Consider the following 15,855-nt stretch of genomic DNA (forward strand, 5'->3'; position numbering starts at 1 on the left):
CACGATGAGACCACGGTGCGACCGGGCCGTCAAAGGCCGCTCCGGGCGGCCGAATTGGGTGTCAACGCGAGTTTCCCGGAAGGGGGTCCGTGACTTTTGGCATTGACCGGCCGTTCGTTTTCCCGGCCGGAAAGGGGGTTACCGGTCGGCGAATTCGGCGCCCTCGCCGGGCGGTGGTTCCGGCAGTCGGTGGCCGTGGCAGCGCAGCGCCTGCCGGAAGGCCCGGGCGGCCGATTCGTGCGCGCCGGCCCGGTGGAGCGCGGTGGCCAGTTCGGCCCAGGCGCCCGCGGCGCGACGGCCGCGGGTCGCCCCGGTCAGCGCCTCGGCGGCCTGCCGCAGGGCGGTGCCGACGGCCGGGGCGGCCGCGCTGCTACCGGTCCGGGCCTCGGCGATCAGCAGCAGGGCCCGGGCCCGCTCGGGTCCGGCCTCGGGCGGCAGCACGGCGAGGGCGCGGCCGGCCAGCTCGGCGGCGGTGGCGGACTCGCCGAGCAACAGCTCGGCCCGGGCGGCGGCGAGGGCGTGCGCGGCCCGGTCGGCGGGAGAGCCGTGCCCGGCCAGCGGTGCCGCCGCCGCGGCCAGTTCGGCCCGGGCGGCGGCCGGTTCGGGCGGGTCCAGGCCGAGCAGGACCTCGGCGTGCAGGACGCGCAGCCGCCCGGCCACCCGCTCGTGCTCGCCCGCCGGCTGGGTCGCCAGCGCCCGTCTGAGCAGCGGCAGGGCGTCCCCCGGGTCGCCGCCCGCGTGTGCGGCGAGCCCGGCGCCCCAGTACGCGGCACCCAGCGCCCCCGGGGTGCCGACCGACTCGGCGAGCCGGACGGCGGTGCCGGTGAGCTGCCGGGCGCGGTGGACGTCCCCCCGCTCGCAGTGCAGGGCGGCGAGGGAGGCCAGCAGCTCCACCCCCACCTGGGTCGGGACCAGCCCGAGCCGCTCCACCTCGGCCAGGGCGCCCTCGCCGAGCGTGAGCGCGTGGTCGAGGTCGCCCAGCTCGCGGTAGCAGCGGCAGAGCGCCACCACGACGGCGAGCCGGGAGACCCGGCCCTGGGACTGCGCGGCGGCGGTCCGCAGCCGCTCGTAGCGGTCGACGGCCTCGGTCAACCGGCCGGCCCGCTCCAGGGCGCGGGCGGTGCCCAGGTCGGCCGCGAGCCCGAGGTCCCTGAGGTCCGCGCCGGTGGCCCGCTCCCGTACGGACCGGTACCGGTCGAGGGCGGCCTCGGGGGAGCCGTCCCGCTCCAGGGCGGCGTCGGCGAGCTGGAGTTCGACCTCCAGCTCGCCGCGGTCGGCGCGGTCCAGGAGCCTGGCGAGGTGCTCCGGTTCGCAGCCCAGCCGGGCGGCGAGCCGGAGGAGGACGTCGGGTGACGGCGTCCGTCTGCCGGACTCCAGCAGGGAGATGTAGCTGGGGGAGAAGTCCGGTCCGGCCAGGTCCGTCTGGGAGAGGCCGGCGGCGCGCCGCAGCCGCCGGATCCCGGCGCCCAGCCGTTGCAGGTGTTCCACGCTGAACTCCCCCTGTGACTGCAGATTATGACTGAACTTAGTATGACCGTCTCCGTAGGCGTCCGCGCTGCTCCGCCCGGCGGGGACCAGCGGGAATCCGCGGGAATCCGTGCGGCCGTCCGTTGATCCGGGGGTTGAACGGATGTAGATCGCCGGGCACCGGCGGGGAAGGCCGGTGGGAGCGGGACGCGGGCGCCCGGTCGACGGGGATTCCTCCGCGGGAACCATTCGGGGACATGCCAAGTCCTGCATATATGAACGGAGCACAGGTGGACGAACGATGTTTCCAGGCGCGCGGGCTCGGGTTCGGCGTGCTGGGATCCCTGCGGGCGCACTGCGGCTCGGTGCAGCTCGCGGTGGGGACCCCGCAGCAGCAGGCGATGCTGGCCGTGCTGCTCCTGAGCCCCAACGGGTCCTCGACCATCGCCGGCCTGGTCGAGGCGCTCTGGGGCGAGTCGCCACCCGATGCCGCGGTCACCACCGTGCGGACCTACGCATGGCGCTGGCGGCGGCTGATGGAGCCGGACCGCTCCGTCGCGCCGGTGGTCCTGGTGTCGGCCGGCGACGGCTACCGGCTGCTCGTCCCGCCGGACTCCCTGGACCTCTGGCAGGCGGAGGACCTCGTCGGCCGGGCGGCCGGGGCCCGCTCGGCCGGGCGCCTGGAGGAGGCCGACGCCCTCCTCGAACAGGCCCTGGCACTGTGGCGGGGCGACCCGCTCGCCAAGATCCCCGGGCCCTTCGCGAAGCGCCAGCGGGCCCGGCTCACCGAACTCCGGCTCACCCTGATCGAGCAGCGGCTCGACCTGGCGCTGGCGCTCGGCCGGCACGCCCTGGCCGTCCCGGACCTGACCGCCTTCGTCTCCGAGAACCCGCTGCGCGAGAGCGCCCACGGGCTGCTGATGCGGGCGCTGTTCGCGGGCGGCCGGCAGACCGAGGCGCTGCAGGTCTACCAGCGGATCCGGCAGCGGCTGATCTCCGAGCAGGGCCTGGACCCGGGCCCGGAGCTGACCGGGATCCACCGGCGGGTGCTGGCCGGCGATCCCTGCCTGCTCGGCCCGGCCCGGGGGGAGGACGCCTCCGAGCCGTCGGACGCACCGGACGCACCGGACGCGCCGACCACCCCGACCGCGCCCGACGAGCGGGCGCCGGCCCCGGCCGAGCGGCCGTCCCCGCACGCCGACGCACCCGGGCGCGGGTTCCGGGTGGCACTGCCCGCACCCGCGCAACTCCCCGCCGAGACCGCCGACCTGGTCGGCCGCACCGCGCCCGCGGCCCGGATGTGCGAGGCGCTGACCGGCGCCGGACGCGGCGCTCCCGCCGTCGTGGCCGTCGCCGGCATGGGCGGGGTCGGCAAGAGCGTGCTGGCCGTCCACGTCGCCCACCGCACCCGACGCCGGTTCCCCGACGGGCAGTTGCACGCCGACCTCCGCGGCGTCGACCAGGAGCCGGCCGACCCGTCCATCGTGCTGGCCGACTTCCTGCTCGCCCTGGGCACCCCGGCCGACGCGATACCGGACGGGCTGGAGGCGAGGGCGGCCCTGTACCGGTCCTCCCTGGACGGCCGACGCGTCCTGGTCCTGCTCGACAACGCCCGCGACGCCGCACAGCTGCGCTACCTGCTGCCGGGCTCGGCGGGCTGCGCCGTGATCGCCACCAGCCGCACCAGGCTGTTCGGCCTCCCCACCGGCCTGGAGGTGGACCTCGACGTCTTCACCCCCGACGAGGCCCTCGAACTGCTCGGCCGGCTGGCCGGCCCGGAGCGGCTGCACCAGGAGCCCGAGGCCGCCGTCGAGCTGCTGGCCACCTGCGGCTTCCTCCCGCTGGCCGTCCGGATCCTGGCCACCCGGCTGGCCTCCCGCCGGAGCTGGACGCTGGAGTCGCTCGCCCGGCGGCTCGCGGACGAGCGGCGCAGGATCGCCGAGCTGCGGGTCGGGGACCTGGCCATCGAGGCCGCCTTCGAGCTGGGCTACCGCCAGCTGACCCCCGCCCAGGCCCGGGCGTTCCGCCTGGTCTCCCTCGCGGACGGGCCCGACGTGGGGGTGCCCGCCGCCGCGGTGCTGGTGGACGCGGACGAGGCCGAGGCCGAGGAGCTGCTGGAGTCGCTGGTCGACGCGGCCATGCTGCAGAGCCCGGCCGCCGGCCGCTACCGCTACCACGACCTGCTGCGGGTGTTCGCCCGGCAGCGGGCCCGCTGCGAACGGCCCGGCGAGGCGGTCGCGGCCCGGACCAGGTGGCTGGACTTCCTGCTGGCCACCGCCTGTTCCGCGTTCCAGCAGGCCGTCCCCGGCGACCCGGTCAGCGGGATGCTCGGCCCGGCGCGCTCGGCCGGCGAGCCGCTGGCCGACGCCCGGGCGGCCCGCGCCTGGGCGGTCGCCGAGTTCGAGGGCGTGGTCGCCGCCGCCGAGGAGACCGCCCGGGGCGGCGAGGAGTACGGCCGCCGGGCGTTGAGCGAGGCCACCGACCTGCTGATCGCCCTCACCCCGTTCGGCTGGGAGGTCCGGCACGGGCTGCTGGCCCGCGGCGCCCGGGCCGTGCTGACCGCGGCGGACCAGGTGGACGACGCCAGGACGCTGGGCCGGGCCCGGTTCCTGAACGGCAACCTCGCGCTCCAGGCCGCCCGGCTCGCCGAGGCCGAGACCCATGCCCGGCAGGCGGTCGAGCTGTGCCGGATCGCCGGGGACACCGCGATCCTCCGCCAGGCCCTCAACGACCTCGGGATGGTGGCGCAGTTCCAGCACCGCTACGAGGAGGCGGTGGCCTGCTTCGACGAGGCGATCACCCTGGCCCACGAGCTCGGCCACCGCTCCGGGGCGACCGCGACGAGGCTGAACGCCGCGCTGGCCCGGTCCTGCAGCGGGCGGACGGAGGAGGCCGTCGAGGCCTGCGAGCAGGTGTTCGCGGAGCCGGACACCCGCGCCGACCCGGCGTCCGCCGGCTACGCGCTGTACGTACTGGGCCTGGCGCTGCACCAGTCGGGCCGCCATGACGAGGCGATCGCCCGGTACCGCGAGTGCATCGCGCTGTCCCAGCGGACGGGCATGCGGGGGCGGGAGGCCCGGGCCCGCTACCAGCTCGCCGACAGCCTGCGGGCGGTCGGCCGCACCCAGGAGGCGGTCGGCCACGCCGACACGGCGCTGCGGCTCTGCCGGGAGACCGGCGCCCGCCGGGACGAGGGCCAGGCCCTGCTGGCGCTCTCCCGGGCGCTGACCGCGCTCGGCCGGTCCGAGGAGGCCCGCCTCACCTGCGGCCAGGCGCTCGACCTGCTCCGGCAGTTGGACCTCCCGGAGGCGGCGCAGGCGCAGCGGCTGCTCGACGGGATGGGCGAGGCGGTGCGGGCCGGCGGGCGGCCGAGTCCGGGCGGCGTCCCCGACCCGTCACGCGCCGGCGAACCGTACGGCCAGTGCCGGAGCTGTCCGGCCGAGCAGCCGCCGCGCCCGGCGGCCCTGGCCGACCGGGCCGCGGCCGTGGCGGCCCCGGCCGTCGGGGCCTGGGATCACTTCTCGGCGGCCTTGCCGGTGCAACTCGCGCAGGAGCCCGTGGTGTTCCATTCGAGCGGGACCCCGGTGCCGCCCGGCGCGGGGGCGGCGGACACCTTCGACCCGCCGTCGACGGCGCCCGGGGCGCCGTACGCGGTGCCGAGGAGGAACGCGGCGCCGGACAGCAGGAGCGCCGCGGTGAACCGGGTGCGGCGGGAGGGGAGCGGGGAGCCGGCGGACATCGACGGGCACCTCTTTTCCGGGCAGGGGGCGGTGGACAGGAGGACTGTCGCAGAGTCCGCCTGACCGTCGATCAACTTCCGTTCAACGCGGTGGACGCGACCGGGGCCGACAGGCCGCCGGGCGGCCCGGGCCGACCCCTCGCGGCGGCCCGGCCACCCGCGCCCGGCGCCCCGGGCCGGGCCGGGTGTTGAACGCGCGTCGATCCCCCGCAGGCGCGCCGCCAGCACAATCGTGGCCATCGGGGGCCGCAGGAGCCGGATCCGCCGCGGGCCCCGCCCGTGCCGCGTGCCAGGCCCGCCGCCCCCGGAACCCCGGCAGCATCGGCAGCACCCAGGAAGGACTGTGCGTGAACACCGCACCGCAGTACATCCCGCTCTCCGTCGGGCAGCAGGCCATGTGGGTGGCCTGGAAACGCGATCCGGCGCAGTGGACGCACATCATCCCGACGCCCTTCCTGGTGCGGGGCCGGATCGACCCCGACCGCCTGGCCCGGGCGGTGCGAGCCGTCGGACGGGCCTGGCCGCAGCTTCGCGGGCGGGTCGCCGAGCACGAGGGCCGACCGGTCCTGGACTGGTCCGAGGCGCCCGAGATCCCCGTCCGCGAGTCGTCCACCGACGAGCCCCGCGAGGAGGCGGTGCGCCGCACCTGGCAGTCCCCGTTCGACCTGCGCAGCGGACCGCTGGCCCGGGTGGACCTGCTGCACTGCCCCGACGGGACGGTGCTGCTGCTCGCGGTGCACCACCTGGTCTACGACGGCGCCTCCATCCTGCTGGTGCTCGACGCGCTGCGCCGGGCCTACGCGGACCTGCAGCCGCTGCCCGAGGCGCCGACCGGGCCGACCGCCGCGTACGCGGAACGCTCCCGGGCGCTGGCCGACGGCCCGGACGGGGACGTCCACCGGGCCTACTGGCGGGAGGCGCTGGACGGGGGCGCCCGGGACTTCCGGCTGCCGGCCGGCGCCGACCGGCCGCAATACACCGCCGTCGCGCGGACCCTCCCGGCGGACCTGGCGGCCCGGCTGCGCGAACGCGCGGCCCGGCTCGGCATCTCGTACACCGCCGTGCTGCTCGGCGGGTACTTCGCGCTGCTCGCGCGCTGCACCGGCGCCGCCGAACCGCTGGCGTTCGTCCCGTACCACGGGCGCTCCGACGCCGCGCTGAGGGACAGCGTCGGCTACTTCGTCAACACCCTGCCGGTGCGCTGCCGGGTCGACGGGGCCGACTCCTACGCGCAGCTGCTGCCCCGGGCGTACCGCCGGCTCAAGGAGGCGCTGTCGCACGGGGACCTCCCGCTGCCCGCCATCATGCGGGCGGCCGGCCTGACCGGCCCGCAGGCCCAGGCCAGCACCCACCAGACGGTGTTCCAGCTCTGGGACGCCACCACCCGGGACGGGGTGGACGTACAGCGGGTGCGGCTCACCGGCCCGGACACGGACGCGGTGCTGAGCCTCCAGCCCATGGAGAGCACCGCCGGGTTCACGCTGGCGGCGATGGTGCGCAAGGACAGCGCCGGCACGCACCTCCTCTGGAAGGACCCGCAGGGGGCCTGCGGACCGACCCTCGTCTCGGCGATGGTGGACGACTACGTCCGGATCCTGGAGGACATCGCCGAGGACCCGGACACCGCGGTGGCGGCCACGCCCGTGCGGTCGGCGACCACCGCCGAGACCGCGCCGGCAGACGCCTGTGACACCGAAGGCCGGCGCGCCGACGCCACCGCGCTGGACGCGGCGACGCTGGCCGCGGTCACCGCCATCTGGGAGGAGGTGCTGGGCTTCGGTCCGATCCGCCCCGAGGACTCCTTCTTCGAGCTGGGCGGCCACTCGCTGCTCGCCGACGCGCTGGTCGCCAGGGTCTGCGAGCGGTTCGGTACCGACATGTCGCTGAAGACCCTGTTCGACTCCCCCCGGCTGGCGGAGTTCACCGCCGAGGTGCAGCGCGCGGCGGGAACGGCCGGGACGGCACCGGCCCCCGGGCGGCAGCCGGAGCCCGAACGGCAGCCGGAGCCCGGGCCGTCGGACGGCTGGGCCGCGCTGCCGCACCGGATGAGCCTGGGCGTGCGCCGCGGCGACCTCGGCGGCGGCACACCCGTCAGCGTCATCTGCAAGGTCTTCCGGTTCGCCGGGGCCTCGGTGGACCCGGCCCGGCTGCAGCGGGCGGTGGCCCTGGCGGTCCGGGTCAACCCGGCGCTGCGCAGCGCCTACCGGGACGACCCGGCGGCCGGCCCGCAGTACCGCGAGGAGGAGTGGACGCCGACGGTCGACCTGGTCGAGCTGGGCGGTGCGGACTGGGACGGGCTGTGCGCCGAGGCCCGCCGGATCGCGGACCGGGAGCTGGCCGACGCCGCGGCGGCCGGGGCCGCGCCGCAGGGCGACGGGCGGCGGCGCCACCTGCGGGTGGTGTGCGTGCGCCGGGCGGAGCCGGGCTTCGCCGTGGTGCTGAGGATCGACCACGCGGTCTGCGACGGCCTGTCCTACACCCGGTTCCTGGAGGACGTCGGCGCCGCGTACACCGCCGAGGAGCAGGCGTTCCTCCGGACCCGCAACCGGCCCGCGCTGGCGGCGGTCGCGGCCGCCGAGCGGCGGGTGCTGGACGGCGACCGCAGCCGGGAGCTGCTCGACCTCTGGCGCAAGCGGCTGCCCAACGGGGTCCCGCCGGTGCTGCTGGGCGACGACTCCCCGTGGCCGGCCGGCCCGGTGGCGGCCGCCTCGGTGCCGTTCACCGTCGACGGCGAGGCCTACCGGCGGCACACCGAGCAGGCGCGGCGGCACCGGGTGACGAGCTTCGTCCTGGCGGGCGCCAAGGTCCTGCACGCCATGCGGCCCGCCATCGTCAACGAGGAACTGGCCTTCTACTGCCCGTTCCCCGGCCGTTACGTGCCCGAGGCCGGCGAGGTGACGGGGAACTTCGTCAACCTGCTGCCGGTCCTCGTGGACACCCCGCGCGAGGCGGGCCTCGACGCGACCGTCCAGGCCGTGCACGAGGGCGTGCGCTGGGCCCTGCTCCACCAGAACGTCCCGTCGGACCGGGTGACGGAGGCGGTGCGCGGCGTCGGCCGGCCCGGCGCCGACCCGGCCGCGCCCGCCAGGGCCCTCTTCCTGGCCGGCAACCCGCCGGAGGCCTTCACCCTCGGCGGCCGGACCGGCGAGGCGGGCCTGCCCGAGCTCGACCGGGCGCTGTTCGACCTGAGCCTGTGGGTCACCGACACCGGCAGTGAACTGCGCGGCCTGGTCGTCCACCGGCGCGACCTGGTCACCCGGCCCCAGGTCGAGGAGTGGCTGTCCGCACTGCACGGGCCGGTCCGGCCGCCGACGGCGCACTGACCGCCACCGGGCCGAGCAGGCCCGCCCTACGCCGACACCCCGCCGCTTGGAGAGCCAGGATGTTCGTGGAAGACGTCGACCCGCAGCCCGGGGACCGGCCGCCGACCGGAGCGCACACCGGATCGGCACTGGTCGGGCGCGGCCTCCAACTCGCCGAGGTGGAGGCGGCCCTGACCCGGGCCGAGGGCGGCCGCGGGGCCGTGGTCTGCCTGGCCGGGCTGCCGGGCGCAGGCACCTCGGCCGTCCTGGAGGCCTCGGCGGACCGCGCCCGCCGCCGGGGGTTCACCGTCCGCGAGGCCGCCGCCGGGCCGCACCAGCAGGACTACCCGTACGGGGTGGCCCGCCAGCTCCTCGGGCACCGGGCGGCGGACCCGTCCCTGCCGGACACCCCGGAGGGCCCGGCGGCGGAGCGCGCCGCCGTGGAACGGCTGCAGGAGGCGGTGCAGCAGCTGGTGTTCGACGCGCCGCTGCTGCTCGCCGTCGACGACATCACCTGGGCCGACCCGCAGTCGCTGCGCTGGCTGCACTACCTCAGCCGCTGCCCGGTCACCACGCCGGTGGTGCTGCTGGTGACCCGCTGCCCGGCCGAGCGGGGGGCCGCGCCCGGGCCGCTCGCCGACCTGCTCGCACGGGCCCGGCAGGTGCCCGTCCCGGAGCTGACCGGGCCGCAGGTGGCCCGGCTGGCGGCGGCGCGCGGCGGCGGTGGCGGTGGCGGCTCGGTCGGGCCCGCCCCGGAGGTGCTGCGGGACGCCGGCGGCAACCCGGCCCTGCTGCGGGTCCTGCTGGACGCGCGGGAGAGCGGGCCGCCGCTGCCGCACGACGCCGGGGTCCGCGCGGTCGAGCCGGCCGTCCGGATGGTCGAGCGACTGCGGCGCCAGTCGCCGGACGCCGCGGAGTACGCCCGCTGCCTGTCCGTGCTGGAGCCGGCCGCACCGCGCCTGGTCGGCGAGGTCGCGGCGGTCGCCGGCACCGACGCGGAGCCGCGGCGGGTGCTGACGGCGATGGGCGTGCTGACGGCGGACGGTACGAGGTTCCGGCACCCGCTGCTGCGGGACGGGGTCCGCGCGCTGGTCCCCGACGCCGAACGGGCCCGCTGGCAGGCGCAGGCGGCGGTGCGGCTCTACCAGCAGTGCGCGCCGCCCGCCGAGGTGGCCAGGCGGCTGCTGGCGGGCGCACCGGTACGGCTGCCCTGGGTGGCGCCGCTGCTGCGCCGGGCGGCCGCGGACGCCCCGCCGGAGGACACCGCCCTGCCGGTCGCCTGCCTGCGCGCGGCCCTGGAACAGCCGCTGGAGGACACCGAGCGGTCGCAGGTGCTCTGCGAGCTGGCGCTGGCGGAGGCCGGGGAGGAGCCGGTCCGGGCACTGGTCCGGCTGGACCGGGCGCTCGACGCCTCCACCGGGCGGGCCGACGCCGAGCGGCTGGCCGCCACCGCGGCCCTGATCGTCTACGAGGCCCAGGCTCCCGAGGGCGTCGCGGTGCTGGCCCGCACGGCCCGGACCATGTTCGGGGACGCCTGCGGAAGGCCCGGCGCACCCGGGGTCGATCCGGCGCCGGGTGCGGTGGCCGGGCTCCGGCTGCTGACCAGGGGGGCCGTCGCGAACGGCGGTTCGTCCACGCGGCCGCACGGCGGCGGCGCCCAGTGCCCTCCCGAGGACCGTGACGAGGCCCGGACGTCCGCCGTGCGGCGGGCGCTGGCGCTGCTGACCGCCGCCGACCCGGCGGCGGCCGCGGGCTGGCCGCCCGGCTGGGCGCGGCTGGGCCCCGACGCCGCCGACTGGGAGCACGAACTGCTGGTCAACGCCCTGCTGTTCACCGGCGACACGGAGGCGGCGCTGGAGTGCGCACAGCAGGCGCTGGAGTACGCGCTGCGCCACCGCGCCGAGGACGACGCGGCGGCGGGACACGTGCTGGCGGCCCGGGTGCAGCTGGCCCGCGGCGAGGAGGGCCGGGCCGCCGGGCACGCCCGGATCGCGATGGACGCGGTGCTGGAGTGCCACGGGCAGCGGGCCCGGGCGCCGTGGGCGCTGCGGAGCCTCGCGGTCTGGACCGAACTGGAGGTCCGCGGCGACCGGCCCGAGTCCGCCCGGGCGATGCTGGAACGCCTCCGGTCGGCCGGGCGGCTCCCGTCGACCGCGGGCGCGCTGGCGCTGCGGCTGGCCAGGGGCGGGCTGCTGCTGGCCGAGGGCTCCCCGCAGGAGGCCCTGGCCGAACTGCTGGACTGCGGGCGGCGCCTGTCCTCGGTGCATCCGGCGCACCGACCTGTCCTGCGCTGGCGGGCGCCCGCGGCGCGGGCCCTGCGCGCGCTCGGCCGGGCCGAGGAGGCCGCCGCCTGCGAGCGCGAGGACCTGGACGCCGGGTCGGCGGCGGGGGCGCACCTCGGAGCGGGGGGCCCGACCCCCCTCGTGCCGCGGGGCCGGTCGGGCGAGGGCCGCACGCCCGGCATGGTCGGGCACGGCTGGGCGCTGACCGCGCACGAGCGCAGGGTGGCCGAGCTGGCGGCGAACGGCCTGTCCAACCGGGAGATCGCCGAGCGGCTGACGGTGACCCAGCGGACGGTCGAGTTCCACCTGACCAACGTCTACCGCAAGCTCGGCATCTCCCGGCGCACCCAGCTGCACGCCTCCCTGGGGGGCGGTCCGGTGGCCGCGGAGCGTCCGGCGGTCCGGCGTCCGCCCTGGTCGGCGGTCCCGGCGGACGCCCCGGCGGGCCCGGGCCTGCGGATGGCGGCGCGGGGACGGTCGGTCCTCCCGCGGCCCGTCCCGGCCCGTCCCCGGCGGGCCGCGGGATAGGTCCCTCCGGAGGTACTGCTCCGGCGAGGCTGCTCCGGACCGGCCGGGATCAGACGGGCTTGGTGCCGACCGCGAGCACCATCGGGGCGTGCGTCGCCTCGGGCGCCGCGTCGCCGCCGGGCAGCGGCACGACGGGCGCCCCCAGCGCCAGGGCGTCGGCCAGGACCGGCGTGCGGACCTCGACCCCGGCGAAGCCGGCCCCGGACAGGACGTCGCGGTAGACGTCCAGCGGCCAGTGGTAGTCCTCGATCTCCAGGGTGTCGGCCGAGCCGAAGAGTTGGACCCGGCGGGTCTCGCCCGCGGCGTAGCGGCGCCCCGGCTCGCCGGTGCGGAAGGTGGCGAAGCGGATCCCGACGGTCTCCGGGTTGGAGTCCAGCACGGCGTAGCGGGCACCGGGCCGCAGCACCCGGAAGACCTCGGCCGTCACCTCCCGGACGGTCTCCAAGTCCCCGATGTTGATGAAGACGAAGCAGGACATGGCGGCGTCCACCGAGTCGTCCGGCAGGAACGACAGGTCGGCGCTGTCGATCCGCCGGTAGTGCACCCGCTCGTGGGTGCGCCGCTCGGCGGCGATGCCCAGCATGTGCGGGGAGATGTCGACGCCGGTGACCCGCAGGGCGGGGTGGGCCTGCGCGGCGAGCAGCGACACCCGGCCCGGGCCGCAGCCGTAGTCGAGGAGGTGGCCGGGGCCGGAGGGGTCGAGACCGGACGGGTCGAGGCCGAGGGCCCGGAACACCAGGGGGAAGCCGATGGCCTGCTCGGTGAGGTCGTCGTAGGCGTTGAAGTCGGTCGCCAGTTCGGCGTCCGAGGACCAGTTCTGGCCCATGGGGGTTCCTCTTCTCAGTCGGAGGTCGGGATCGGGTCGCCGGCCCAGGCCCGTACGGTCGGGTCCGGCGAGTTGCGAAGGGCGGCCAGGACCCGTTCGGGGGTGAACGGGGCGTGGTCCAGCTCGGCACCGGTGGCGGCGCGCACGGCGTTGGCGATGGCGGGGACGACGCCCATCGTCGGGGACTCGCCGAGGCCCTTGGCGCCCAGCGGGCCGACGGGGTGGGGCTCCTCGACCAGGTGCACCTCGACGGGGATCCGCCACGGCGGCCGGGGCACTCCCTGGGCCAGCAGCGCGGGCTGCTCGACGGCGCCGTCCGGGCCGAACCGGACCCCCTCGGTCAGCGCCATGCCCACGGCCTGCAGCACACCGCCGCGGACCTGCTCCGCGGCCTGCGCGGGCTGGAGCACCCGGCCGGTGTCGTGGGCGGAGTCGATGCGCAGCACCCGGATGACGCCGGTCGCGCAGTCGACCTCCACCTCGGCCGCCTGGGCCCCGGCGGCCAGCGCGTTGTCCGGGGCGGCGAAGGCCCCGTCGACGGCCAGTCCGTCCAGGTCCGCGTGGAGCAGCCCGTCCGGTCCGAGCAGCCCGTCGGGGGCCAACTCCCGTGCACGGCAGAGCAGTTCCGCGGCCGCCTCGGCGACGGCGCCGGCCGTCAGGTACGACCCGCGCGAGGCGAACAGCCCGGCGTCGGCCTGCCCGAGGTCCAGCTCGACGTCGACCAGTTCCGCGGGGATGCCGAGGCGTTCCGCGGCGACCGAGGCGAGCACGGTGTGGATGCCCTGCCCGACGTCGGGGCACGCGGTGAGGACCCGCAGGCGCCCGCGGTCGATCCGGCAGCCCGCCTCGGCCCGGTCGGTGCCGATCACGCCGGTCAGACCGCTGAGGTTCAGCAGGGCGGCGACCCCGGTGCCGCGCCGCAGCCGCCCGCCGGCAGGCTCCTCGCGGGACCGCGGCGCCGGGAGGGCGCGCAGACAGGAGGGGAGGCCGAACGAGCGGACCGGCCAGCCGTGCAGGGGGTCGCGGTCGCCGGTGCGCAGGGCGTTCCGCTCGCGCAGGGCGACCGGGTCGATCCCCAGGCTCCTGGCGACGGCGTCCAGTTGGCTCTCCACCGCGAACAGCACCTGCGGGGCGCCGTAGCCGCGGAACGCCCCGGACGGCACCCGGTTCAGCGCCACGCACACCCCCGTCGCCCGGGTGGCCGGGGCGGGGTAGAGGGTCAGCGCGAGCGAGAGCCCGTTGGCGGTGACACTGGGGGAGTGGCCCGCGTACGGCCCGCCCTGGAAGACCGCGTCGACGTGCCGGGCGAGGATGCGGCCGTCGGGGCCGACACCGGTCACCACCCGCACGGTCGCCGCGTGCCGCAGCCGGAACGCGCCGGTCATCTCGCGGCGGTCGGTCTCGACGGTCACCGGCCGGCCGCCCGCCGCCCGGCTGCACAGGGCGGCCACCGCGTCCAGCAGGAACTCCTCCTTGCCGCCGAACGAGCCGCCGACGGCGACCGGTTCGTACTCCACCTCCGCCTCGTCCAGGCCGAGCAGCCGGGCCAGCAGCGGGCGGCTCAGCTTGGGGCACTGGGTGGACGACCGCACCCGGCAGCGGCCCCGGCCGTCCCAGCGGGCGATGGCGGCGACGGGCTCCAGGAAGTGGTGCGGACCGGCGTCGATCCGGAAGGTGTGGTCGAAGACGTGGGCGCTTGCCGCCAGCGCCTGCGCGAGGTCCGCCTCCTCGCAGCCCATGGCGAAGCGGGCCAGCTCGTTGCCGGGGTGGTCGCGGTGCGCCGCCGGGGTGGCCGGGTCGAGCGCGGTGGCCGGGTCCAGGGCGGCGGGCAGCGGCCGCTCGTGGACGGTCACGGCCGCGGCCCCGGCCCGGGCGGCGGCGCGGGACTCGGCGACCACGACGCCGACCACGTCACCGGGGAACCGGGCCTCGCGGGTGAACACCGAAGTGTCGTCGCGGCTGCCGTGCGGGTTGGTGGAGAACAGGATGCCGGGATCGTCGTCCGGGGTGAGGACGTGGAGCACGCCGGGGATCGCGCGGGCCGCCGCGCAGTCCAGGACGACGGTGGAGTGCGGCCCGCGGGCGCGGACGAGCCGGGCGAACAGGCTGTCGGGCGGGGTGCCGTCCACCACGTACCGGACGAGTCCGGCGGCCCGGTCCCGGGTGTGGGTGTGCCGGGTGGTCATACCGCCACCTCCCGGACGCCCTCGGTGGCGGGCGCGGCGCTGCACTCGGTGGCGGGCGCGGCGCCGGACGCGGCGTCGGACCCTGCGCCGGGGCAGACCCCGCACAGGGCCCGGGCGGCCGCGGCCAGGCCGCCGCAGCGGCAGAGGTGGCCGGCGAGCATGCCCCGGATCCCCTCCTCGTCGGCGGGCAGCGCGCCGTGCCGGTCCATCCAGGAGCCGCAGGACACCAGGACGCCGGGGGTGCAGAAGCCGCACTGGACGGCCGCCGCCTCGGCGAGCGCGCCGATCACCGCCCGGCCCCCGGGCCGGCCGGCCACCGCCGCGGCGGTGTCGACCCGGTCGCCGTTGGTTAGTCGGGCCACCGGGACGAGGCAGGCCGGCACCGGCTCGCCGTTCAGGGACACCGTGCAGGCCCCGCACGTCCCCTCCTCGCAGCCGACCTTGACCGCGAGGTGGCCGCGGTCGCGCAGCCACCAGGCGAGGCTGTCGGTCGGCCGCGCGCCGTCCGGCGCGGGCTGCGCCCCGCCGTCGACCAGGACGGTGGCCTCGGCGGACGCGGCGGCGGGCAGTGGCGAGGGTGAGCCGGGCCTGCAGAGGGGGGCAGGGGCTGCCTGGTGCGCATGGTCCGCCTGGTCCGACGCCAGCGCCTCGCAGGCCTCGGCCACCAGCAGCCGCATGATCCGGTGGCGGTACCCGGCCGAGGCCTCCCCGTCGTCCAGGAGTTCGTCCGGGCCAGGCAGTTCGTCCGGGTCGACCAGGCGCGGGCGGGCCAGCGCCGCTCCGACGCAGACCGCGACCCGGCCGTCCGGCCGCCGGACGGCCGCGACGGACACCAGGCTGGGCGCGATCGCCTGGTGCCCGGTGAACCGGCGGTAGACGCCGGGCATGCCCGGCCCCAGGTCCACCGCGAGCACGGCGAACGGGCCGGGAAGGTCCCACAGGTCCAGTACGGGCAGCTCGCGGACGGTGCCGTCGGCCGTGTCCAGCACGGAGACCGTCGCCCCGGCGGCGGCCAGCGCGACCGGCAGGTCGGCGCGCGGCGAGCGGGCCCCGAGGACACCGCCGAGGCTGATCAGCCGCCGTACCCCGGGGTGGCCGGTGGCGGCGAGGGCCTGGGCGATCGCCGGACGCCCCTCGCACAGCCCCGCCAGCCGGGACAGCCGGACCATCGCGCCGACCCTGCCGTCGACGGCGCCGTCCAGCCCGAGCCCGCCCAGGTCCACGGCGGTGCGGCCCCAGGCGTCGGCGAAGGCCGCCGACATCAGGCCCGCGCCGCCGCCCAGCGGTACCGCCCCGCGCCGCAGGGCGTCGAGCAGGGCCTCCAGGTCCGCCGGGCGGAGCAGCTCCACCCCGTCACCTCGCCTGTCCTGCACCTGGCGTCCTCCCGTCTTCCCCTGCCGCTGCGGTCGATTACCGCTCGAACGCTCCCAGGCGGCCCGTGGCGCGTCACTGCGGGAACCCGCAGCCCGCGGCGGCTGCGGGTTCCCGCAGCCGCGGGAGCGCCCGCGGTTGCCAGGCTTCGAGC

At 77.7% G+C, this 15,855-nt stretch carries 7 protein-coding genes; 3 read left to right on the forward strand and 4 right to left on the reverse strand.

The genetic code is table 11. The features are described 5' to 3' along the window. Positions 1–138: 138 nt before the first annotated feature. Complete coding sequence (locus ACIGZJ_RS34750) at positions 139–1,488, reverse strand: helix-turn-helix domain-containing protein (protein WP_396461029.1); 1,350 nt, start codon at positions 1,486–1,488, stop codon at positions 139–141. A gap of 269 nt (positions 1,489–1,757) precedes the next feature. Between ACIGZJ_RS34750 and ACIGZJ_RS34755 the strand changes: the two genes are divergently transcribed. From ACIGZJ_RS34755 to ACIGZJ_RS34765, 3 genes are all read left to right on the forward strand, one after another. After that, the gene (locus ACIGZJ_RS34755) at positions 1,758–5,270 is read left to right on the forward strand and encodes an AfsR/SARP family transcriptional regulator (RefSeq protein ID WP_396461030.1); all 3,513 of its coding nucleotides are present in this window, start codon (positions 1,758–1,760) and stop codon (positions 5,268–5,270) included. A gap of 283 nt (positions 5,271–5,553) precedes the next feature. Continuing rightward, positions 5,554–8,529 carry a condensation domain-containing protein gene (locus tag ACIGZJ_RS34760; protein WP_396461031.1) on the forward strand — a complete coding sequence of 992 codons (2,976 nt, stop codon included), beginning with the start codon at positions 5,554–5,556 and terminating at the stop codon, positions 8,527–8,529. A 59-nt stretch (positions 8,530–8,588) separates the two neighbouring features. Further along, on the forward strand, positions 8,589–11,318 hold the full coding sequence (locus ACIGZJ_RS34765; RefSeq protein WP_396461032.1) for a LuxR C-terminal-related transcriptional regulator: 2,730 nt from the start codon (positions 8,589–8,591) through the stop codon (positions 11,316–11,318). Positions 11,319–11,367: 49 nt separating this feature from the next. Here the strand turns inward: ACIGZJ_RS34765 and ACIGZJ_RS34770 are convergent, their stop codons facing one another. Genes ACIGZJ_RS34770 through ACIGZJ_RS34780 form a run of 3 tightly spaced genes read right to left on the reverse strand, consistent with a single transcriptional unit; the run spans position 11,368 to position 15,703 of the window. Then, entirely contained in the window at positions 11,368–12,144 is a 777-nt protein-coding gene (locus ACIGZJ_RS34770; protein WP_396461033.1) for a class I SAM-dependent methyltransferase, read from the reverse strand. A gap of 14 nt (positions 12,145–12,158) precedes the next feature. Beyond that, a complete protein-coding gene (locus tag ACIGZJ_RS34775; RefSeq protein ID WP_396461034.1) occupies positions 12,159–14,330 on the reverse strand; it encodes a xanthine dehydrogenase family protein molybdopterin-binding subunit in 2,172 nt (723 codons plus the stop codon). Next, positions 14,327–15,703, reverse strand: coding sequence for a 2Fe-2S iron-sulfur cluster-binding protein (locus ACIGZJ_RS34780; RefSeq protein ID WP_396461035.1), 1,377 nt, complete (start codon positions 15,701–15,703; stop codon positions 14,327–14,329). Before ACIGZJ_RS34780 ends, ACIGZJ_RS34775 begins: the two co-directional genes overlap by 4 nt. Positions 15,704–15,855 lie beyond the last annotated feature (152 nt).

The sequence above is a fragment of the Kitasatospora sp. NPDC052868 genome (genome assembly GCF_044547105.1).
In the GTDB taxonomy this organism is placed as follows: Bacteria; Actinomycetota; Actinomycetes; order Streptomycetales; family Streptomycetaceae; genus Kitasatospora.